The organism is Kitasatospora sp. GP30, assembly GCF_029892145.1.
GTDB classification, from domain to species: domain Bacteria; phylum Actinomycetota; class Actinomycetes; order Streptomycetales; family Streptomycetaceae; genus Kitasatospora; species Kitasatospora acidiphila.
Genome location: NZ_JARZAH010000001.1, coordinates 473,977 through 496,042, shown reverse-complemented (window position 1 = coordinate 496,042; position 22,066 = coordinate 473,977). Strand labels below are relative to the sequence as shown.

17 protein-coding genes and 1 pseudogene are annotated in these 22,066 nt (G+C 65.9%); 9 read left to right on the top strand and 9 right to left on the bottom strand.

Annotated features, from left to right (window positions below; genetic code table 11):
- The first annotated feature begins 52 nt into the window (after nt 1-52).
- From P3T35_RS02290 to P3T35_RS02275, 4 genes are read left to right on the top strand one after another with little or no spacing between them, the layout of a single operon-like run.
- Nucleotides 53-1,876 carry a non-ribosomal peptide synthetase gene (locus P3T35_RS02290; RefSeq protein WP_180356507.1) on the top strand — a complete coding sequence of 608 codons (1,824 nt, stop codon included), beginning with the start codon at nt 53-55 and terminating at the stop codon, nt 1,874-1,876.
- 53 nt (nt 1,877-1,929) lie between these two features.
- Nucleotides 1,930-2,775, top strand: coding sequence for a Stf0 family sulfotransferase (locus P3T35_RS02285; RefSeq protein WP_180356506.1), 846 nt, complete (start codon nt 1,930-1,932; stop codon nt 2,773-2,775).
- Nucleotides 2,724-3,875, top strand: coding sequence for a Gfo/Idh/MocA family oxidoreductase (locus P3T35_RS02280; protein WP_348533392.1), 1,152 nt, complete (start codon nt 2,724-2,726; stop codon nt 3,873-3,875). The genes P3T35_RS02285 and P3T35_RS02280 overlap by 52 nt, the downstream gene beginning before the upstream one ends.
- 32 nt (nt 3,876-3,907) lie before the next feature.
- On the top strand, nt 3,908-5,164 hold the full coding sequence (locus P3T35_RS02275) for a DegT/DnrJ/EryC1/StrS family aminotransferase (RefSeq protein WP_101381131.1): 1,257 nt from the start codon (nt 3,908-3,910) through the stop codon (nt 5,162-5,164).
- Between the two features lie 14 nt (nt 5,165-5,178).
- Here the strand turns inward: P3T35_RS02275 and P3T35_RS02270 are convergent, their stop codons facing one another.
- The gene (locus P3T35_RS02270; protein WP_101381130.1) at nt 5,179-6,402 is read right to left on the bottom strand and encodes a glycosyltransferase family 4 protein; all 1,224 of its coding nucleotides are present in this window, start codon (nt 6,400-6,402) and stop codon (nt 5,179-5,181) included.
- Between the two features lie 39 nt (nt 6,403-6,441).
- Between P3T35_RS02270 and P3T35_RS02265 the strand changes: the two genes are divergently transcribed.
- Nucleotides 6,442-7,233 carry a protein kinase gene (locus tag P3T35_RS02265; RefSeq protein ID WP_101381129.1) on the top strand — a complete coding sequence of 264 codons (792 nt, stop codon included), beginning with the start codon at nt 6,442-6,444 and terminating at the stop codon, nt 7,231-7,233.
- Nucleotides 7,234-7,417: 184 nt separating this feature from the next.
- Entirely contained in the window at nt 7,418-8,416 is a 999-nt protein-coding gene (locus P3T35_RS02260; protein WP_143676846.1) for a hypothetical protein, read from the top strand.
- Here the strand turns inward: P3T35_RS02260 and P3T35_RS02255 are convergent, their stop codons facing one another.
- Nucleotides 8,417-9,811, bottom strand: coding sequence for a condensation domain-containing protein (locus tag P3T35_RS02255; protein ID WP_101381127.1), 1,395 nt, complete (start codon nt 9,809-9,811; stop codon nt 8,417-8,419).
- Between the two features lie 740 nt (nt 9,812-10,551).
- On the opposite strand from P3T35_RS02255, the gene alaS reads away from it, so the two are divergent.
- Entirely contained in the window at nt 10,552-13,218 is a 2,667-nt protein-coding gene (alaS, locus tag P3T35_RS02250; RefSeq protein ID WP_101381126.1) for an alanine--tRNA ligase, read from the top strand.
- A 79-nt stretch (nt 13,219-13,297) separates the two neighbouring features.
- On the opposite strand, the gene P3T35_RS02245 is transcribed toward alaS, so the two are convergent.
- Nucleotides 13,298-14,062 (bottom strand): class I SAM-dependent methyltransferase, encoded by a 765-nt coding sequence (locus P3T35_RS02245; protein WP_101381125.1) that lies wholly within the window; start codon nt 14,060-14,062, stop codon nt 13,298-13,300.
- Nucleotides 14,063-14,072: 10 nt separating this feature from the next.
- Between P3T35_RS02245 and P3T35_RS02240 the strand changes: the two genes are divergently transcribed.
- Entirely contained in the window at nt 14,073-14,468 is a 396-nt protein-coding gene (locus tag P3T35_RS02240; RefSeq protein ID WP_348533391.1) for a metal-dependent phosphohydrolase, read from the top strand.
- On the opposite strand, the gene P3T35_RS02235 is transcribed toward P3T35_RS02240, so the two are convergent.
- On the bottom strand, nt 14,456-14,929 hold the full coding sequence (locus P3T35_RS02235) for an NUDIX domain-containing protein (protein ID WP_101381123.1): 474 nt from the start codon (nt 14,927-14,929) through the stop codon (nt 14,456-14,458). The genes P3T35_RS02240 and P3T35_RS02235 overlap by 13 nt on opposite strands.
- 165 nt (nt 14,930-15,094) lie before the next feature.
- Between P3T35_RS02235 and P3T35_RS02230 the strand changes: the two are divergent.
- Nucleotides 15,095-15,226, top strand: a pseudogene (locus P3T35_RS02230) (haloacid dehalogenase); the annotation flags it as partial.
- Between the two features lie 101 nt (nt 15,227-15,327).
- Here P3T35_RS02230 and P3T35_RS02225 read toward each other — a convergent pair.
- The 5 genes from P3T35_RS02225 to P3T35_RS02205 form a co-directional block, all read right to left on the bottom strand.
- Nucleotides 15,328-15,456: a hypothetical protein gene (locus P3T35_RS02225; protein ID WP_280703983.1), complete on the bottom strand. Its 129-nt coding sequence runs from the start codon at nt 15,454-15,456 to the stop codon at nt 15,328-15,330.
- A 205-nt stretch (nt 15,457-15,661) separates the two neighbouring features.
- Nucleotides 15,662-16,462, bottom strand: coding sequence for a phosphoadenosine phosphosulfate reductase (locus P3T35_RS02220; protein WP_101381122.1), 801 nt, complete (start codon nt 16,460-16,462; stop codon nt 15,662-15,664).
- Between the two features lie 1,186 nt (nt 16,463-17,648).
- A complete protein-coding gene (locus P3T35_RS02215) occupies nt 17,649-18,560 on the bottom strand; it encodes a phospholipase D family protein (RefSeq protein ID WP_101381121.1) in 912 nt (303 codons plus the stop codon).
- On the bottom strand, nt 18,557-20,416 hold the full coding sequence (locus tag P3T35_RS02210) for an ATP-binding protein (RefSeq protein ID WP_101385110.1): 1,860 nt from the start codon (nt 20,414-20,416) through the stop codon (nt 18,557-18,559). Before P3T35_RS02210 ends, P3T35_RS02215 begins: the two co-directional genes overlap by 4 nt.
- Complete coding sequence (locus tag P3T35_RS02205) at nt 20,413-21,975, bottom strand: DEAD/DEAH box helicase family protein (protein ID WP_280703982.1); 1,563 nt, start codon at nt 21,973-21,975, stop codon at nt 20,413-20,415. Before P3T35_RS02205 ends, P3T35_RS02210 begins: the two co-directional genes overlap by 4 nt.
- Between the last annotated feature and the right edge of the window lie 91 nt (nt 21,976-22,066).

The window sequence follows — 22,066 nt, the reverse complement described above, 5'->3', positions numbered from 1 at the left end:
CATGCAGCCCCGAGCCACCAGACCGGGTCCGATCAGCGAAGGTTGTCTCTCCATGAACGGCGATGCCGCCACCTTACCCACCTTGTCCGCCCTGCTTGCTGAGCGGGCGAGAACTGCTCCGGACCGACCCGCCATCCTCGCGCCTGGGCGGCAGGCCCTTAGCTACGGTGCCTTGTACCAGCTGGCCCAAGAGCAGCACCAAGTGCTTCGGGAGAGAGGAATTGGCCACGCGGACCGAGTCGCCGTCGTACTCCCGGACGGCTACGACACGGCCGCCTGTGCGATGACTGTCGCAGCAAACGCAGTGTGCGTCCCGATCAACCCGACCCTGCGCGGCCTCGAGCTCCGGGCGTTGTTCCGCCGATTGCAGCCGAGCGCCGTAGTCGCCTCGCCGGGCTCGCCCGCGGCAGGGGCGGCGGCGGAAGTGGGCGCCAGCCTTTTCCGTCTGGCCGGTCGAGGTGAGCCCGCCGGCCGGTTGACGGCTGCGTCCGGTCTGGTCTCCAACCGGCTGGCATCAGCACGCTCCGCGGAGCGACCGGAGGAGGAGGACATCGCGTTCCTGCTGGCGACCTCGGGGACCACGGCGCGACCGAAGCTCGTTCCGCTGACGCATCGAAACGTCCTGGCCGCGGCGACGGCCACAGTGCGCGCCTATGAGATCGACGAGTGCGATCGTCGCCTCAACTTCATGCCGCTGTACCACGTGCAAGGGCTTGTCGGCTCCGTTACCGCCTCCTTGGTCGCGCACGGCAGCATCGTGTGTACCCCGGGGTTCGAAGCTCGGCGGGTACCCGAGTGGGTCCGGGAGTGGGGCGCGACCTGGTTCTCGGCTACCCCCACCATGTACCAGGAGATCCTCCGGTCCGGAGCGGGCGGTCTGGCCGAACTGGGCAGTGCGGGTCTGCGGTTCACCCGAGTCGGTTCGTCGGCTCTGCCGCAGACCCAGCGATCCCAGATCGAGGATGCGTTCCTCCTGCCCGTAGTGGAGTCGTACGGGATGACCGAGGCGCACCAGATCGCGTCGACACCGCTCGACCGCCGTCGGCACCGGGCGGGGGCTGTAGGCCCGCCCACGGGGTCGGCGATCGCCATCTTGCTCCCGAACGGTGGCGGATTCGGCTCCCCAGGCGAGTTGGGCGAGGTCGTCATCCGGGGAGCGAACGTCGTAGACGGATACGTGGACGACCCCCAGGCCAATCGCGAATGCTTCGTGGACGGGTGGTTTCGGACTGGGGACCTCGGCCTGCTTGATGAGGCCGGCTACTTGGTGCTGCGCGGCCGGCTCAAGGAAATCATCAATCGCGGCGGCGAGAAGATCTCACCCCACGAGGTGGACGAGGCGCTGCTTGAGCACCCGTCCGTCGTGGAGGCGGTCACGTTCCCGGTTCCCGACCCCACGCTTCAGGAGGCTGTCGGGGCGGCAGTGGTCCTGGATCCCGACGCGCGACTGGACGAGGTCGAGCTTCGCCGGTTCGCCTCATCCCGGCTGGCTCCGCACAAGGTGCCACGCCATATCAGGTTCGTCGAAGCCATCCCGCGCACCGCACCAGGCGGCAAGATCCGCAGGGACGGGCTAGCCGCACAGATAGGAGTGTCCGTGTCAGATACGCACAACGAGACGATGCCCGCGGCCCCGGCCGGTGGGGTCGAGTCTGCAGTGCGAGGGATCTGGAAGGAGGTCCTGGCCCTGCCCGAGATCGGCCTCGACGACGACTTCTTCTTCCTCGGCGGTGACTCGCTCACCGGGGCCCAAGTGCTGGCGATGGTCTTCGACGTGTTCGGCATCGAGCTGGATCCCTTCGCCATGTACGACAAGGCGAACACCATCGCGGGCATGGCCCATCTGATACGGGAGCAGCGTGCTTCCAGTCGCTGACCGCAGGAGGCGTCAACCTGCCGAGCCTGGTCCAACTGATGTTTGGAGGAACAATGTCCACAACCGCCGCTGAGCTGTTCTCCGGCGAAGACCCGGCCAGGTACAGCCCGCGCCTGGAGATACGCCGGATGCGCGCCGCCCAGCTCTCCCAACCGGTCCGGCCATCCCGTTCGTTGATCATCTGCACCAACCCCAGGACGGGCAGTTGGATGCTGTGCACCGCGCTCGCGCAGACGTCGGTCGCGGGGTATCCGAGCGAGTACCTCATTCCCTGGGATGAAGGTGACTGGTCCGCCCTGTGGAACGTCAGTGGATATCCCGAGTTCCTGGACGCGATGAAGCTGGAGGGGACCTCACCGAACGGAGTCTTCTCGGCGAAGGTGATGTGGGGGCACATCGGGCATCTTCTTGACCGGGTTCGGGGTGTCCCGCGGTATGACAGCCTCGGCCCGGCAGAGTTGCTCCCCCAGGTCTTCCCCGATCCGAGCTACGTCTGGCTGAGCCGGCGTGACACGCTGGCGCAGGCTGTTTCCCATGCGCGCGCGATCAGCAGCGGAACGTGGGCAGTTGGCGCCGAGGACGACGGCGGCGAGGCGAAGGACGGGCGTTCTTTCGACCTGGATCTCATCCGGAAGCTCCATGCAGAGGTGCTGGAGCAGGAGGAGCAGTGGCAGCGGCTGTTCGACGCTTCGCCGGTCAAGCCGCTACACCTCTGGTACGAGGACCTGGTCGAAGACTATGAGGGCAGCATCCGCAAAGTCCTCGATCACGCGGGTCTTGCTCTGCCCGCAGGGCAGAGCATCCCCCAGCCACGGGTCCGTCGCCAGTCCGCCACCGCCGGCGATGAGTGGTTGCACGAGGCCCGCCGGCTGTCGGCCATGGGCGGGGCGGACTGGTGAGCGCCCGTGAGGTCGTTACGAGGGTCGGGGTGGTGGGCTGTGGGCGAATCAGTCCTGCCTATCTGACGGCACCAGGACGGTTCCCCAACCTCCGTGTCGTTGCCTGCTCTGATCTCGACGTGACCAGGGCAGAGAAGCGTGCGCAGCAGTTCGGTGTCCCGATCGCCTGTGATGTGGACTCCCTCATCGCCATGCCGGATGTCGATGTGGTGGTGAACCTGACCCCGCCGGCAGTGCACCACCAGGTGAGCACGGCTGCGGTGCGTGCCGGGAAGTCGGTGTATGTCGAGAAACCGCTCGCGGTCGACCGAGAGCAGGCGGCTGAGCTCCTGGAACTGGCACGATCCCACGGGGTCGAGGTGGCCTGCTCTCCCGATACCTTTCTCAGCCCGGTCCTTCAGACCTGCCGGAGCCTGTTGGACCAGGGAGCGATCGGTACTCCGGTAGGTGCCGTCGCCTTCTTCGCCACGCGTGGGCCGGAGCTGCGGCACCCAGATCCGGCCTTCTTCTACCAGCAAGGCGCGGGCCCGCTGCTGGACATGGGTCCGTACTACGTCACCGCGCTGGTCAATGTCCTCGGGCCGGTCCGCCGGGTCTCCGCCGCATCGACCAGCGGCGAGTCGGAGCGGCTTGTGATGTCGGGGCCACAGCGCGGCAGTCTTGTCCCGGTGCAGGTGCCGACACACGTCTCCGCGAACCTCGAGTTCGAGAGCGGCACCGTGTGCTCCTTGATGACCAGTTTCGACGTGTGGGCGGCGAACCTTCCGCGGATCGAGATCTATGGAACGGAAGGTTCGCTGAGCATCCCTGATCCGGACGGCTACGAGGGCCAGGTCAGGTTGCACCAGGCCGGCTGGACGGCGTGGCGGGAAGTTCCCGGGCCCCAGTACACCGCCGGCCGGGGCATCGGCCTCGCCGACCTCGCGGCGGCGTTGCACGGCGACCGTACGCCCCGCGCCGGCGGTGCCCTGGCTTACCACGTGCTGGACACGCTGCTGTCCGTCCTTGAGTCCGGACAGCGCGGCACCCATATCAACGTCGAGAGCTCCTGCATCCGGCCTGACCAGGTCGGTGCCGGCGGCGTCATCGACGTTCCGTGACAGCGGTTCAGCAACCCACAGGAGTGAGAAGAATGAACGTAGCTGCTGATCGGCTCGCCATCGACGGAGGTACCCCGGTCCGCGAGAACTCGTATCCACGGGGCCGCGGAATCGAGCTCCTGGGTGACGAGGAGATCCGCCGTGCGACCGGGGTGCTGGAAGCGCGGGCCCTGTTCCGCTACGGATTTACCAGCCAGGGGCATGTAACGGCCGTGGAGGGCGGGCTGAGCAAGAGCTTCGGCACCTCGCACGCCCTCGCCCTCAGCTCCGGCACAGCGGCTCTGTACTCGGGGCTGCTGGCCTTGGGGGTCGGTGAGGGCGACGAGGTCATCGTGCCCGCCGTCACCTTCACCGCCACGGTAGGGGCCGTGGTCATGGCCAGGGCGGTACCTGTCTTCGCCGAGGTCGACGAGTCACTCACTCTCGACCCCGAATCGGTCGAGGCCAACATCACGGAACGTACCCGCACTGTCATCCCCGTCCACCTGGACAACGTGGCCGCCGACATGGGAGCGCTGTCGGAGGTGGCTGTGCGCCACGATCTGCTTGTTCTTGAGGACGCCGCCCAGGCCGCCGGTGTCCGCTATCGCGGCAAGCCTGTTGGCAGTTTCGGAAACGCAGCCGCCCTCAGCTTCCAGCAGGGCAAGAACATCACGTGCGGTGAGGGCGGTGCCCTGCTGACCTCCAACTGGGACGTGCACGACAGGGCGCTGCGCTTCCACGACCAGGGCGGTCAGTTCACCACCTTCACCGGGCGCCGGGAGCACAATTCCGGGGCCCCCTTCATCGGCATGAATCTGCGGATGACTGAGCTAGCCGCAGCGGTGTTGTCGGCCCAGCTCGACCGCCTGGGCGACATCGTGTCGACCTGCCGGTCGCGCGCCCAGGCCATTCGAGCTGAGCTGTCGGACCTTCCGCTGTCCTGGAGGCGCATGCCTGACCCGGATGGGGAGGGCGGCAGCCTCATCTTCTTCGTGGAGGACGCGAAGTTGGCTGTCCGCTTTGGGGCCGCGCTCGCCGCGGAGGGTATCCCCGCCGGCCAGATGTACGACGGGGAACCGGTCTACTTCAACCGGGCGCTCCTTGAACAGCGGACTGTGTGGGAGGACGGCTGCCCGTTCTCCTGCAAGCAGCACCCAACGACACAGCACTACTACCGCGGCCTGTGCCCGCGCAGCGAGGACATCTTCGGCCGGTCGGTCATCATTGGTGTGAGTCCTCTGATGACCGATCAGGATGCTGAGGACGTGGTCACCGCTGTGCGCAAAGTTGCTGCGCACGTGCTGTGACCTCTCCTCGTCCCTCAGCGGGTCAACGCCCAGTGAAACGCCTCCTCCTGGCTCTTGGCCACTCGGTCCCAGGAGGAGTAGCGGTCGGCGAACTCGATGGCCTGTGCCGACAGCTGGGCATAGTCATCCGACTCGAGCACCCTGAGGGCCGCATCGGCGAAGGCCGAGAGGTCGCCGACCGGCGTCCGGTGGACGGCCGGGGTGTCGTAGACCGCGCGGGCGAAGGGGACATCGTAGGTGACCGCCGGGATACCGCAGGCGAGCGACTCCAGGAGGGAGATGGCGAAAGTGTCGGCAGCGAAGGAGGGGTAGAGGAAGACCCGTCCCTTGGCGAGCAGCGAGTACTTACTCTCTCCGCGGACCCAGCCAGCCAGGTCTACCCGCTCGGCCGTGCCCGATCGGCCCAACATCGCGCGGAATCGGCGCTCGTCTGCCTCGGTCTCGAAGGTGCCCAGGACCAGCAGGCGTGTGCCGGGACGCCGGGCGGCTATCCGGCCCAGGATGGTGGGAAGTTGGAAGATCCCCTTGCCTGGAATGAGTTTGGCCATGAACACGCAGTCATACTCGGCTGTTGTGGGTTCGAGCGTGGGCGGGACGGCAATTGCGCTGCACGGGAGCGCCTCGGCGAACTCCAGCGATGGGAAGTAGGCGCGCAGGTAGTAGCTGACCGTCTCGTTCGCGGAGATCACCGGCACGGAGCGCAGGGTCTTTCCGACGCCGTGCATGTGCCGCAGCGTGTACTGGGCGCTGATCGGATCGCGGTCCCGGAGGACCCGCTTGATCCCGTCCCAGTAGAAGGACGTCGGTCGGGCGGGGGCGTAAGCGAACGGAATGGCGTGGAGCAGAACTGCGACGGGGAGGCCGGCGGCCTCGAGCACCGGCGGGAGGGCGCGGACCAGGTCCCATATCTCCCAGTACAAGACGACCAGGTCGGCATCCCAGGCGCCGGCTTCCTGGGCGACCCGGGTCGCCGTCTCCCTGGCGTTGAGCACGAACCAGCCGCGGGTGTTGTGCTCCAACTCCAATAAGGTGACACCGCAGTTGTCCGCGATCGCTTTGAACTCCCCGTTCGTCGCGCCCAGGGAGAGCACGAGTACGTCCGCGCGGGCGGCCAGCGCGGGTAGTACGCCCGCGAGGACGTTCTCCGCCCCGCGCCCCTCACTCAAGTTGGTAGGGCAGACGACGGCAAGTCGCAGGCGTGCGGAGGGCGCCGGGCGGTTGGTGGCGGGGGCTGCCATCCCTCTCCTTAATTCTGATGGTCGGTTGAGAGGATCACGATGCTCACAGGGGTATCTGAACTGGTGTCGAGGGATCGCCGCTACCGTTTGGGGCGACTCTTAGGCTCCGGAACGTGGTGCGCCACGTACCAGGCGGTTGACACGCACCGCTCGGTTCCCGTGGTCGCCAAGGTCTTCCACGAGGAGCTCACTCTAGATCCCGGCTTCACCGCACGACTGCTCAGCGCGCTGGACTCGGCAGCCGTGCTCCGGCATCCGAACCTAGTGGAGGTCCTGGCCACCAGGCATACCAATGGCCGGATTTGGAGCATCCAAGAACATGTGGAGGGGCGCAGTCTGCTCGCCTGGCTGAACGAGGACAGGGTCGGGGCGGTCCAGGCACAGTGGATCACGGGACAGCTGATCGACGCGCTGACGCTGGTTCACAAGAACGGCTTGGTCCACGGCGGCCTGCATCCCGGGGTCGTCCGGCTTGACGGACTTGGCCGGCCCAAGGCAAGCGATCTGGGATTCGCCACGGCCGACCGAGAGGGCGCCGGGCCGCGGCTTAGCGGTACAGGCGATTTCCACAGCTCCTACTGGGCGCCTGAGGTATCGGCCGGTGCTGAGCCGACGGCGGCGAGCGATGTGTACGGGCTGGGCATGCTGCTGCGCCACTGCTTTGCCACTGGCCAGGATCGGATGCCGGAAGTCCTGGTCGACGTGATCCAACGGGCCACTGCGGATGACCCCGCAGACCGTTTTGCCACGGCGGCAGAGATGGGCGGCGCGTTCGAGTACGTGCTGCGGGACAACGACTACACAGGGGGTGGTTTCCGTGGGGAAGGCTGATGGATCGCTCCTTCCAGCCGATTTTGAGGCCAGCCTGCACGCCGGGCTGGCCGAGGCGGGGTGGGTCGCGGCGCACTGCGAAGGCTGCGGACGCCGATTTTTCGCACACCGTCGCCAAGAGAGCTGCGGAGACGCCCGTTCGCAGTGCGGTGAGCCTTACCGCTTCGTGGGCAGGCGCGGGGGCGTGAAGCACCAGCCGGCGTTGGACGTGCTCGCCACCATGCGAAGGGAGTTTCATGCACGCGGGTTCGAGGAGAACACCATCACTGACCTGGTGCCGACCGGGGGAGACACCTTCTTCGTGATCGCCGGTGTGCAACTCTTCGACGATGAACTGCACCACGGGGGCCCCGTGAAGCAGGGGTCCTTCCTGGTCGCGCAGCCCTGCATTCGGCTGAAGTCACTACACAAGGTCGGGCTGCAGGAGGGCATCTCCAGCTCGTTCGTGAACCTGTGCACGGAGCAGGCCAACGGGTCGATGAGCGACTACCTACGGCACTTGGAGGGATGGATCGCGGTCTTGCTCGCCCTGGGTCTCGACGCGGACGGTGTCGTCCTGGTCCTGGAGCCTCAGGCCAAGCAGCGCGGTGGCATGGCGTTCCGGACAGTCAACGTCATGTACTTCGGCTTCGAGCTCGGTGAGGCGATCTTCCTGTACGCCATCGAGGAGCAGGCCCCGGTCCGAACCATCATCGACTTCGGGTTCGGCTTCGAACGCATCGTCTGGGCAGCCAACGAAGCAGACTCCTACTTCTCTCTCATCGGTCCGCTACGAATCGCCCTCACCGGCGAGTACCGCCTCGTCGACTTCTTGCGGACGATGACCTTGCTGGCGGGGGCGGGTCTGACTCCCGCCAACAAGGGAAAGGGGCACGTCCTACGTCGTCTCGGACAGCTCGCGGCCCTTGAACAGCCGGCCATCGGAGCGCCCCTCGAAGAGATTGTCCAGCACTCCTTCGACTCCTGGGCAGCGCTTGTCCCTCCACGCGTGGACTTGGCAAGGTGCACCCGCACCGTCGTCGAAGAGGTTGGACGGAACGTGAACGCTGCCCTGGCCCGGCGGTTGGGGCTTGCTCTGCCGGGCGCACAGCTCGGCAAGGACCGCGAGACGTTCCTCGAAGAACTGCTGCATTCCCGCAAGGTCGACCTCATCACACTCCGAGAGGCCCTCCGAACGCAGTGATCAGGCAGAGAGCAGGGCAGCGAGGTCGGCGACGGACGCCTCGGGCCGCTCCGCCAGCAACTCCACGGACCGCACCATGGCGTCCAACAGGCCCGCCATCGCATCGTGGTGGTACGCCTCTACCGCGTACTGGCAGGAGAGACTGACGGCCTCAGGGCCGGCGTGCACCTGAACCTTGACCCCGGGGTGCAGCTGCGACCTGAGCACTGGGGCGATCTGCACGGGCTGCGCCGTCAGATCAGCGGTCCGCCATGCCTGGGGACTGGCCGACTGGACACCGAAGAACACGTAGGGCGGGGTGTCGATGTTGCCGTACCAGTCGGGGTACAGCTCGCGGACGATCTCACCAAAGGGCAGGTCCGCGTGCTGCATTGCAGAGTGGGTGCGAGTCCGTACCTCGAGAAGCAATTCGTCCAGCCGTCGGGTGCGAGCGACGGGCATCCACAGGACGGACAGGTTGGAGAATCTTCCGATGAGTGGCTGAGCGCGGTAGCCGCTGCGAAAGTCGATCGGGAACATCGCCCCAACCGTCTCGTGGTCAGAGTGCACGCGTAGCGCCGCGAGCAGGGCGGTGTAGAAGACGACAAAGGTCGTGGCTCGAAAACGTGCGCGCAGCTCAGGGAGACGCAAGAACAGGCCTCCGGGTACGGCACGCTCTACCACGCCGGTCCGACCGAGTGCCCGCTCGCTACCTGGGAGCAACGGCGGAAGGTCCAAGGGCGGTTCTGGGACACGCGGGGGGAGGCGGGCTTTCCAGTGACCGAGGATCTCCGAGCGCACGCCCTCTGTCAGCCAGGAGCGATGTGTGACAGCGAAGTCGCTGTACTCGAAAGGCAGTGGGGGCAGAGCCGGCTCTCCTCCCGACGCCAGAGCGCAGTAGACGGCGGCCAGCTCGCGCCCAAGGATGTTCAGTGAGCCCACGCCATCCGCGACGATATGGTCCAGGCACAGCATCAGAAGTTGCTGGTCGCGGCCGATCGGTACCAGTGAGGCACGGAAGACGGGTCCACTCTGGATGTCGAACGGAGTGGCGAGACAGCTTCTCAGCGCGGCCTCCTCGACCGCTTCAACTTTTCCTTCCGCCGGCAATGACGACCCGACGACCAACTGGGTCGCGGACTGGGCGAGGACACGAGCCAAGGGGGGCTCGTGTCCCTCCGGGGGAAAGACGGTCCGCAGCGGCTCGTGCCGTCGCGTTATGACGTCCAGGCTGCGCCGCATGATCTGCTCGTCAAGGTGCCCGCTCACCCTGTAGGCCAGGTAGAGATTGTCCGCACGGGGCCTGCCCTCCTTCCTCTCCTGTCGTTCGAGGAGGACTTGGCGCTCCTGAAAGCGCGAGACCGGGTACTCGTCTCCCTTCGCCTCGGAACGAATGCGCGGCCTTGCCGGAAGCATGTGGACTCCTCTGCTCTCAGAGCATCGCCCTCGGGGAGCCGACGCAGGGCGGTCAACTCCGGAGCTGTTAGGACCTGGCCTTCAAAGATGACAGGACTTGTGGCACCGTGCTCGGGATACGGCGAATATCTGGCCAGAAATCGCTTGTAGTCACTGGTTTGCTGCCAAGATCGCTCAGCTCAGGACACAAAGATCATTAACTGAAAGGGTCAGCTGCGACGAGCGCGTCGTCAGCCTCGGCCCAGTCCTTCGAGCGGCAAGGCGGGCACTGGGAGCCCGTTCATGCATGGGATCTCACGTCACCGCTGTGCTGGACCAGGTCCGCCCGCCAGGCCAACGAGCCGGTCAGGGCCGACCTCACCAAGCCGCGGCGAGCTGGCGACCGGCGCGGCACGAAGAAGCAGGTGCAGCTCGATGCTGTCCATATCGGACACATATGAGCAGGTCAGGCGTCCGTATGATCGATTCACCCTTCCATGATCAACTTTATGGTGGGCGGCATTGCTCGACGGATGCAGGCGCCGCCATCAGCGGGCTGACGCCAGCACGGAGGCCCCGTCGGCAGGTCAGGCAATTGGGGAGACAGGCGACAGGTCGCGCGCGGTAGTCTGTGAGGTGCTGTTCGCGACATCGGGGCCGGTCCCTATCGTGCTGCTTGCCGTCAAGAGACCACGCCCGACCAGACAAGGCCTCGCCGCCGCGCCGCGGTTGCGCCGAACACCGTTTCGAGGTAATTGACCGTGCAGACCCACGAGCTCAGCCAGCGTTTCCAGAACTACTTCACGGCCCGCGGGCACGTATTCGTCCCTAGCGCACCCCTCATCCTCGACGACCCGAACTTGCTGTTCGTCAATGCGGGAATGGTGCCCTTCAAGCCTTATTTTCTGGGGGAAGTAACACCCCTCAGCTCGCGGGTCACGAGCGTCCAGAAGTGTGTCCGCACCGGCGATATCGATGAGGTTGGCAAGGCCACTCGCTACAACACCTTCTTCCAAATGGCAGGCAACTTCTCTTTCGGGGATTACTTCCGAGAAGAGGCCATCACCTGGGCCTGGGATCTAGTCACTACATCGCAGTCCGACGGCGGTCTCGGATTGGATCCCAATCGCATTTGGGTCACCGTATACGAAGAGGACGACGAGGCCGTCCGGCTTTGGCAGAAAATTGCGGGCCTGCCTTTGGAGCGCATTCAGCGGCTCGGCATGGAGCACAATTTCTGGTCAATGGGCGTGCCCGGTCCGTGCGGTCCGTGCTCGGAGATCTTCTACGACCGGGGACCCGCATTCGGCCCGGACGGCGGTCCGGCCGTCGACACCGAACGCTTCCTGGAAATCTGGAACCTCGTCTTCATGGAGAGCGAACGAGGCGCTGGCACCGGCAAGGGTGCCTTCCCGATCCTCGGCTCGCTGCCGGCCAGGAACATCGATACCGGCATGGGCCTGGAGCGCACGTCCGTCGTGCTGCAGGACGTCCCGAACGTCTACGAGACCGACCTTCTGCGCCCTGTGATCACCAAGGCGGAGGAGCTCATCGGCCGTAAGTACGGCTCCTCCCACGAGGCTGACGTCCTGTTTCGCATCATCGCCGACCACGCTCGCAGCGGGGTCATGCTGATCGCCGACGGCGTCACACCTGGCAATGAGGCCCGGGGCTACGTACTGCGCCGGCTGCTCCGCCGCATCGTTCGGTCCACGCGGCTGCTCGGGGTCAAGGAACCGGTGCTGGGAGAATTCGCCACCGTTGTCCGCGACATGATGACTCCGTCGTATCCCGAACTGGCCAAGGGCTTCCAGCGGATCTCGACGATCATGCAGGCCGAGGAGAACACCTTCCTCAGCACGCTCACCAGTGGCATGAAGATCTTCGATATGGCTGTCGAGGAGAGCAAGTCCGCCGGCAACTCGAAGCTGCCGGGTGGGAAGGCATTCCAACTCCACGACACGTACGGCTTCCCGATCGACCTGACCCTGGAGATGGCAGCCGAGCAGGGCCTGTCGGTAGATGAGGAAGGCTTCCGCCGCCTCATGAAGGAGCAGCGCGACCGGGCCAAGGCAGACGCTAAGGCCAAGAAGATGGGCCACGCTGACCTGTCCGCATACCGACAGGTCGCTGACTCCGCCGGCCGAACCACGTTCACCGGATACACGGCCAACGAGGGCGAGGCAACCATCCTCGGCCTGCTGGTCGACGGCGTCCCGTCCCCTGCCGCGCACGAGGGCGATGAGGTCGAGGTCATCCTTGACCGAACTCCGTTCTACGCTGAGGGCGGCGGCCAGCTCGCCGACACTGGCAGGATCAGGCTTGAGACTGGCGCCATCATCGAGGTCCGCGACGTCCAGCAGCCGGTACCCGGCGTCAGCGTTCACGAGGGCATTGTGAAGGTCGGCGAGGTGACGCTCGGCGCCAACGCGTTCGCCCAGATCGACCTTGTCCGGCGCCGAGCCATCGCGCGCGCCCACAGCGCCACCCACCTCACCCACCAGGCGCTGCGCGACGCGCTCGGCCCGACCGCCGCCCAGGCAGGTTCGGAGAACGCCCCTGGTCGCTTCCGCTTCGACTTCGGCTCCCCCACTGCGGTGCCAGGCACGGTCCTCCTCGATGTCGAGCAGAAGATCAACGAGGTCCTTGCCCGCGAGCTCGACGTGCGCGCGGAGGTCATGAGCATGGACGAGGCCCGCAAGCAGGGTGCGATCGCCGAGTTCGGCGAGAAGTACGGCTCCGAGGTGCGCGTGGTCACCATCGGCGACTTCTCGAAGGAGCTGTGCGGCGGGACGCACGTCGGCAACACAGCTCAGCTTGGCCTGGTCAAGCTCCTCGGCGAGTCGTCGATCGGCTCGGGCGTGCGCCGTGTCGAAGCGCTGGTGGGTGTGGACGCCTACAACTTCCTGGCCCGCGAGCACACTGTGGTCTCCCAGCTCTCCGAGATCGTCAACGCCCGCCCGGAGGAGCTTCCGGAGCGTATCTCCGGCGTCCTGCTCAAGCTCAAGGAGGCCGAGCGGGAGATTGACCGGTTCCGCGCTCAGAAGGTCCTCGAGGCCGCGGCGGGCCTTGCTGAAGAGGCCAAGGACATCAACGGCGTCGCGGTGGTCCTGGCTCGCGTTTCGGACGACCCCTCTGCGGACGACCTGCGCAAGCTCGTTCTGGATGTTCGCAGCCGGATTACCGGCCGTGGGCCGGCCGTAGTGGCGGTGTTCGCCGTGTCGAACAACCGGCCGCTCGTTGTCGTGGCCACCAACGAGGCTGCCCGCGAGCGGGGCGTAAAGGCGGGCGAGCTGGTGCGGACGGCTGCCAAGGCTCTCGGTGGCGGTGGCGGTGGCAAGGATGACGTGGCGCAGGGCGGCGGCAGTAACCCGCTCGCGATCAACGAGGCGATCGCTCAGGTCGAGCGGGCGGTCGCGCAGCGGTAGTCACCCTTGACCCAACCCAGTGGTGGGTGAGCACCGATCGTGCCCACCCACCACTGGACCTGCGTCCAGGCACAGGTATTCAGTAGCGCAGGCAGGCGATGTAGCCGGGGCTGGCCGGGTCGCGCTCCAGGGCCTCCAGGGTCCACACCGACTCGGCGACGACGGCGGCGATTTCGTCCGGCGAAGCGAGCCAATAGTCGAACCACGGCGTCGTCGTCGCGCGGTCCCGCACCCGGATGCGCAGCTGCCCGCGGGCCCGCCCGCGGCGGAGGTTCCAGGCGTGGTACTCGGCGTGGGCGCCGCCGCCCTCGACGGGGTCCATGCCCTTGCCGATCAGCCGTGCGCCGGGACGGGCCACCGAGGCGAGCGCCGCCAGGACCTCGGGCGCCTGTGCCGGGCCGCCCAGGAGGCCGAGGTTGTTGCCGAACAGGGCGATCGTGTCGAACACCCCGAGCCCCTCAGGCAGGGTCGGCACCGAGCCGATCACCGCCTCAACCCCTCGCTCACGCGAGACGCGCACCGCCTCGGGCGACGGCTCCAACCCCACTACCTCACGGCCCAGAGCCAACCACGGGACAGCGTGTCGCCCACCGCCGCACCCCACGTCCAGGATCCGGCCGGCAGCCTGTTCCCAGCCCCAGCGCTCCAGCTCCGACCAATCCTGCGGCTCGGCGAAGTACCGCGACGCGTCATGGGCTTCGATCATGCCGTCGTCGCGCTCGATCACCTCCACCCCCGACCACGGAGCGGCGCCAGCATCCCAACAGCGGGCCAGGACACGGCCCCACGCGTCACCGATATGAGGTTGTCGCGCGTCCAGGTTCGGGTCCAGATCTGTGTCCATGGACGCAAGGATGTCAGCAGACCACGGCACCTCAACAGCCACACGAAACCGTGCCCGATTCCTTCGCGACTCCCACGGCGCGGGCTGGCGCCTGATCCGTCTGGTCGGCAACCACTCGTTCGCACTGCTGGAGGCTGAGGAGCGCGGGCTCCGGCCCCTCCTGGAGATGGAGTTCCCGCTGCCGGAGGACCAGGTGCTGACGGACGCGTTGGTCTACTGCGACATGGCCACGACGCCCGACGGGGAGCCGACCAGCTCGCGGCAGCGGGTCGCGGAAATCGTCGGCCGGTACGGCAACGACAACAGCCTCGTAGGGCGGTTCATCCGGCGTGCCGCGGCTGGGATACACGTCGCGGGGGCTCGCACAGAAGAGCGCGTCGCCGCAGCGGGGGTTCAGCCCAGGTAGGGGTACTTGCCGCTGAGGTAGTCGCCGATCTGCTGGCGCATGCTCGGGTGGATGTCGTAGTCGTCCAGGTCGCGGGGGTGGACCCAGCGCACGCCGTCGGCCTCGTCGTTGATCGTGGGGGTACCGCCGGTGGGCCGGCCGATGTAGGCGACCTCGAACTGCTGGCGGATCTCACCGTTGCTGCTGTACGCCACGATGTGCGCCGGGTTGGAGTAGACCCCGAGGAGGCCAGTAATCTCGGCGACGATGCCGGTCTCCTCCAGGCACTCGCGGATGGCGCAGGCGGCGGCCGACTCTCCGATGTCCTGCTTGCCGCCTGGCAGTGCCCACTGGCCGGTGTCACGCCTGCGTTGCAGGAGGATGGCGCCGGTGTCGTCCTCGACGAGGAGGTTGCTGGCGGGCACGAGCGAGTTGGCTTCCGGAGCGGCCGGATCGTCGTAGTACTCAGTCCTGGCAGGCATGAGAGTGGGCCCCCTCTGCTTCGTCTGTCCACGCGCGAGCGGCGTTCCAGACCGCGTCGAAGCTCGTAGCGTAGCTGTCGCACCAGTCCAGCCCCCGCGTCCTTCTGGAGGTGCGGCAGGGCTTTGGCGGACGCCGGATGGCCCAGGCCGTGCATGGCTCAGATCGTCGCGGTCGCCACCGGGGTCAACTCCGCCGCAGAACTTCGCGGCGCTGGCGCCGACGTGGTACTGCCGGATCTGACCAACACCGCCGCTCTGATGATGCACTTCAAGCGCCTCGCAACCGACCGTGGCTGACGCACAGTCCGCTTATTTCGGGTCCGCGCAGCACAGCGGCCCGCTTCAGGATCGCAGGGGTCACTGAGCGGGCCGCGTTGTGGCTGGGGTTCGGTACCGTCCTACTCCCTGTCGAGCGCCTGGCGCAGGGCGTCGAAATCCGGGCGGGGTGCTCCGTTGGCCGGCGTGTGGAGCAGCTGGGTGACGGTGCGGCGGCTGCCTGGGTAGGTGAAGCGCTGTCGCCGAGGCACTCGGCCGCTCCAGTGGTCATGAGCGGGTTCTCTCCTCGTAGCCGCACCCCAAGTCCCGCACAGCATGGCTCCAGCGGCGGAACCCGCCGCGTTCGAGTCGCTCCGGCAGAATCGGGCATCGATTGGCCCGCAGCCTGTCGGCAACGGCTGAAATTCACCCGTTGCCGACACAGCCATACTCGGCCTGAGGCGGGCACTCGGTTGGTCAGGTCATGCACCACCCCGAGTCGCAGCTGCCATCCCCCTCACCGGATGATGGTCCCGCGCTGGCGGCACCAGTGATGGCTTCCTCAAGCGGACGTCCATATCTCGTGAGGTACGCGGCATCACGACCAATCGCCGCCCGCCGGTCGTTGATGACCCTCTCCAGGTAGACGGACTTGGCGAAGAGTTGAGGTTCTTCTCGCCGCTGCTCCCTCCACGCCCCGACGGTGCGGAATGGGCAGAAGAAGCACGAGCTCTTGGGTGGCACGGGAAGTCCTGCATCCTCGATGATCTGGATGCAGTCGGTCCGACGGAGCCCCAGGTCAAGTAGGGGATACTCGATCACCTCGTGATCCTCACGACGGCGCTTGTTCGCACGATGTATCTCGTCAAGCGAGATGCCTATGCCTACGGTGGCCGGCTCGAGGGCAGTGGCTCCGTGATTACGAAGCCACCGACCGACTACCTTAATCTTGAAGTCAGCGGTGCAGGAACGGCGCCCAGGCGCCCCGTTGGCCATGCGCACGGGGATCGGTATCGACCTCACGTCCGGCTTGGTCAGTCGCTGCCAGAGGGTCTCCGTTGAGCCATCTCGCCGCGTGCGGTGGAGCTGGACAAGGTCGATGCCTGCGCGAGCGGCATACGCCGCTGCATGTTCGGCGATGTAGGCGAGGGTTGCAGGGTGCTCACTGTCATCACCGACGTTCGCGAACAGGAACGTCCGGAAGTCAATGTGCCCCTGCGCCGCAAGGACGAGCAAGGCGGTGGACTGGACACCACCACCGTATGAGATGACCTTCATGCGGAGCCTCCTGCTCCGCAGTCGCGAGGCGACCACGTGCCGACGCACGCGGACAAGATGGATTCGTTTCGGCCATGAGGCATTGAAGCTCCCTGAGTCAGGCGAACCAAGCCTGAGATAATCTATTGATGACCCACCTGGCCGTCAAGTGTTTATCTCACCCGTGGCATGCGAACACCCCGGCAGACATCCACCTCGAGCACCCAAAGCAAGTACTGCGCTGGGGTCATAGGATTAACTCACGTAGCATCAAAAGCTCTACATATGACCTGACTTGATGTGATTGCTGCGCATCTGCGGCCAGCTGAACGGGGGGCGCCACACTCCCGTAAAATCAACCGCGCCCAGCAGGCGCTTGTCCACCTGCACAGGCACGGCGGCCCCGTCGCACGGTTCACACTGGCGGGTGGCCCTCGCCGTGTCGGGGCAAGCAAGCTCGTCGCCTCGCCGTAGTGAGACTCAGGCGGATACGCCCTATGTCTCCGGCTGATCTGACGGCGGGGCACCCCGTCGCCCGCGCGGCCTCTGGGGCTCCCGCTCCCCCTCGCGGAGACGTTCAACTTCGCCGGCTACGACGTCTCGCTCACGTCGCGTGGCGTCAGCCAGGATCGTGTCAAGCAGCCACAACGGAGACTTGGACAGGTTCAGATCCTCGTCAGCAATACGTCCGCGGTCTCGCCACCGGCCCACCGTCAGGGGTGTCACATCAAGGAGTCGAGCCACCTCCTTGATACCTACGATAATTGGCAGTTGAGAAGGCTCATCGGCTTGGTAGCCATCAGGGATACTCGCCTCGTATTCTGCGAGTCTCTCCGCAGAGACCGCCCGCCCAGCAGCGCCCAGGCGATCAAGAACGGTGCCCAGCAACCAATACGGATTCCCAGACGCAAGCACATCGGGCTCCCCGAGCACCCCGCGGGTCTTCCACGCCTGAGAGGTCTGATTCTTCACCTCGTAGAGCATGGCGATCTCGCCGTGGCCAAGCAGATACGGGATCCGTCCTGCTGCCATTCCCTCTACCTGCCCAGCGTCAGTGCCGATCGCTAAAGAGCCTCACCAGGTGGAGGCTCCCCAAAGATAGCGCTCCGAGGCCAGCTCGCGCTGGCGGGCCGTCAGCATCGGGAGGTCGCATCAACAGGTCTACGCGCAACCCCCTGCTGCTGGGAGCTACCGGCCAGTGCGGCAGTCAGCTGAGCTCTCTGCCCTGCCTGATCTCCCAAGGCCCGACGGGGACCAGGTGGACCTCGTCGAAGTACCGAAGCCACTCCGCGACGGTCTCGGCTGCTCTCTTAGCCTGCTCTGTCGAGCGCTCCCCGCCGACCAAGAGCTCGCGTTGCAAGTCATCCATGTTCAGTCGGCCGGCCTCAACCAGCCGACGGACTTCAGGCATTGCCCGAAGACGGATCAGAACTGCCGCGCCAAAAGCTCGCTCCTCAAGCCCCGGCGCGATATCCAGGCAAGCCAGGTCACGGAGTACGCCAGCCAGGACGTCACTGCCTACATTGCGATGCCGCCCGTTGTACACGCGGTAGAGCCGCTCAGGGTTCCTCGTCTCTGGCACCCAGTCTTCGAGCTGCTCGTCCTGCCCTGCAACCAACACACGGGGGCGGTCTTCGTCTGCCTGCAGCAAGTCCGCTTGCTCGCGGATCTTTCGCGCGAGGTCTACCGTCCCGGGTACCGCAGTGGCATCGATCGCGGTGAACATCCGCTGTACCTCTGGGTGATCCATCGGGATCTCCAGGAGAAGCTCGATGTTCGGGGCGGGAACACGACCGGTGGCCTTCCCCGTGAGGTTGGCGGATCCGACCATGCATCGGTCATCAGCCGAGTACAGCTTCGCATGCAGGTTGTGGCACAGCGAGATGGTGACGCGTCCGTCGGCTGCGGCAAGCTCCGCAATCTCGGGATCGGAAACGCCAGCTGCTACCTCGGCCACCGACCAGCGTGTGACGCACGTGATGTCCCGAACACAAGCAGGGATGGCAGCAAGAGCCGCCTGGAATACCTCCTTCTTGATGAACGGTGCAACCAGAACGACCTTCTCCCCGGCGCTGGAAAGCAGTTGCTCGATCTGGCGCCAGACATGGTCCTGGGTCACTCCTCGTCCTCATCACTGGCGCCGAGGAACTCGCTGGCGATCCGTCCCCAGTCCTGCCGCATCTGCTTCGCGCGCTTGCGGGGGACTTCGGGCTGCTCGTCCTCGAAGCGTGCCCACGAGAAGAGCAGCAGCTTGAAGGCGCTGGCCGCGCTGGCGAGTCGCTCGGCGAGTTGCTCGCGGGTTGCGCCTTCGATGTCCCCGTCGAGCACAGCGATCAGGTGGTCGTAGACCGCATGGTCCATGTTCAGGGCCACCTGGAGGACACCGGGGATGTACTCAACGTTGAAAAACGACGGCGATTCCGGGCTGCGGCTCGTCAGGAGGCGCACGTGCTTGCCCTGCGACATCGTCTCTTCGATGATGCGCTGGGCGTCGACCGGTGTGTAGCGGTGCGTTTGGACCAGGCTCTCGAGCTGGATCTGCTCGCTCTCTTCCGGCGTGGTCTCCTCGAACAGCTTGGCTGTGAGAGTCGGTTGTGTCTCCTGGCTGCGACGTTTGACGGCTTCCTCTACCTTCGTTTCCACGTCCTCGTGTCGCTTACGACTCGTCCTTGTGCCCTGTGTCTGGACCTCTAGGTCCGCTCGGAGCTTACCGATGAGCTTCTCACGGATGTGATAGACGATCTCAATCAGCGGGAGGCGCGGATTGCCCTCTTCGCGGAGTTGCTCGCGGAACTCCTCCCATGAAAGCCCGGCAGCCTCTTCTTTCCACCTGAAGTTCGCCAGGTTGGAGAAATTGTCGGCGGCCTGCTTGTTGTTGGTGACCCCGAACACCTCGTCGAGGGCCGGAGGGAAGTCGATCTCGATTCCCCACCAGCGCTCAGTGGGGTCGTAGGAGTTCACCCAACCGGTATCGAGGTCGAGCTCGCGGTCCGCGCGGATCAGCGAGATACCCAGGTTCTTGCCCGCGTGCCTGCCCCAGGGCGTGTCGCCAGGGTTGGCGCTCGACGAGACGTTGGTGGGCCACGCGGAACCCTCGATGTCGGGGCGGCGTGCGGCATCCACGGCAACGGAGGAACGGACGAAGACGGGGTACTCCTTGCCGTCCCTGGCTCGCACCATGAACCGTTCGACGCCTATCTCTCCAGTGCTCCCTCCGCCGGCCGGGCGGAACATGGGCTTCTTGTCGAAGGGGGCTGGGGTGGAGCTCGGAGTCATCAGGTAGAGCGGGTCGTTGGCCCTGGCGTCGCGGGCTCCAGAGAGCGGGGCAAAGCCGCGGGCGGGGACGAGCTTGATGCGCCGTCCTTGGGCGATCATGCGTCGGTAGATGCGCCCGATCAAGGCTTCCGTGTTGGCGAGCGTGGTCTCGGCGCCGCGCCACTGCACACGCTCAAGGTCACTCCACTGGACAAGCGTTCCGGTGTGGCCAAGACCCTCGGAGAGCAGATGCCACTCGTCCGGGATCGGGTCGTGCTTGGGTTCGGGAACCTCGTCGAGCCCCTGAGCAATCTCGTTGAGGTCAAGGTAGGTGTGCAGGGCGTTGTCCGGCCCGTTGGTCCAGGACCAGACATCGACCCGGTTGCACTGAGAGATGCTGGAATTGGGCAGGCCTACGCCGAAGCGTCCGATCCCCTTACGGCTTTGGCGGGTGCCGGCACCGATACGTAGCGAGTGCCGGAGCGTTTCGGGGTCCATGCCGTTTCCGTTGTCCAGCACTGCGATTTTCTCGACGCGGTGTCGGGCCTTCTGACCAGGCCTGTCGAGGGCCTCCAGGGCGAACAGCTCGACGAGTTCTGCGTCCTCCTCAATGGAGTTGTCGATTAGCTCGGCGATGGCGTGCGCCGTGGACTTGTAGCCGCTGGCTTGAAGCGCCGTGACGGTGAGGTCGGGCGTCACGATCGAGTACTTGGAACTCATGGGGCGGCCTTCCATACGTCTTCCCAGTTGGTGAATGCTTCCGCCACATCTCCGAAGCCGGGAAGGGCAGGGTCGGTAACCGTGACAATGTCGCAGGTTGGGGTGCCGCCAGCCTTGGGGCCGCGGATAACTCGCCCGACCATCTGGCTGTAGAGGACCAGGGAGCGGGTGGGTCGGGCGATGACGGCCGCGCTCGCCGCAGGAGCGTCGAAGCCGGTGGTGAGCACTCCGTAGTTGGACAAGACCATCGGCCGGGAGGCTGGGCTCTTGAAGCGGGCAATCGCCCGGTCACGGTGGCGGGTTGAGGACTCCGCGGTCACCTGGTCAGCATCGAGGCCGAAGACGCTCAGGATGGCGGTAAGGAGCCGGCTGTGTTGAACCGAGCCGGCGAACAGCAGGATCCTTCTGTGCTGCTTGCCCAAATCGAGGACGGTACGGACGACTTGCAGGTTCCACTGCACGTTGTCGCCGAATCGCGCCAGCAGGCTGTCGGGGATATCGAACGAGGCCGCCAGCGCCTGCTTGTCACGGGCGCTGAGCTTCAGCCCCGAGTCCGCGGCAACAGTCCGGAAGGCCGGACGAGCCAGATAGCCTTGGTCGATGAGCGCCGTGACCGGATTGTCATAGCCTTCGAGTTCCAGCATGACCTTCTGCCGGGCGAAGAAGTCGGAGAGCTTCTCGTCTTCGGAGACGTTCGCCCAGGTCCGCCCGGGGGTGGCAGTCAGGCCCAGCAGGCTTGCGTCGTTTCTCAGGGTGAGCGCGTCCACGACGCGACGGTAGGTCGGCGCGATTGCCTGATGTGCCTCGTCGAACACAGTGAGGGTTGCGCGGATCGCGAGACGGTCGAGAAAGGTCGGGTCGGCCTTGTTCGCGGCCGTGGCCTTATCGAGGCCCAGTACCACGATGCCGTCAGTGAGCCCGTCCAGATCGGTCGGGGCATCTCCCCACATACGGACTACGTCGACCTTGCGGTTCCCAAGGCTCTCCCATGCGCGCTCGAACTCCCCTGCTGCCTGCTCCAACAGCTCGCGGCCCCGGGCAAGCCACACCACGACGGACGGTTCGTTCTGGCGAAGGTGATCACAGATGAGGTTCATGCCGGTCCGGGTCTTGCCAACGCCGGTAGGAAGGTGCAGTACTGCCTTGCGCTCGCCGGAGTAGAGGAGGCGGCGCACTTTGCTGGCCGCGAGACGCTGGTGCTGAAACATTCCGTATGCCGGCGCGGTGGAACTGCGGAACGCGACCGGGACCTCCGGAGCGCGGTCGACGACCAGTCCGAGGAATCCGAGGAGTGTTCGCCGCTGCTCCGCCGTCCACTCGACGGCACCGAGGTAGCCACCCGCCGTGACGTTCTCCCCACGCCCCAGTCGGACTGCAAGTTCCTCTTGCTTCTCGTCCGGAAGCAGCTGAAGGAAGTCCTGTCGCTCCGTGGGGTCTGCGATCAAGCGTTCTGGCGACACAGCTGTTGCTGCGACCGTTCGCAGCGTCTCCTCGGCCCCGGATCCGTCATGCAGCAGGTCCAGCAGCTCGCATGCATGCTCACCCAGGAGCCTGCGCACGTAGGGCAGAGGGGCCGTGCCGAGGACGGACTGAAAGGAGATACCTGGGGATCCGATCACCGCTGGCCTCGCAGCGCTGCGACCACATGAG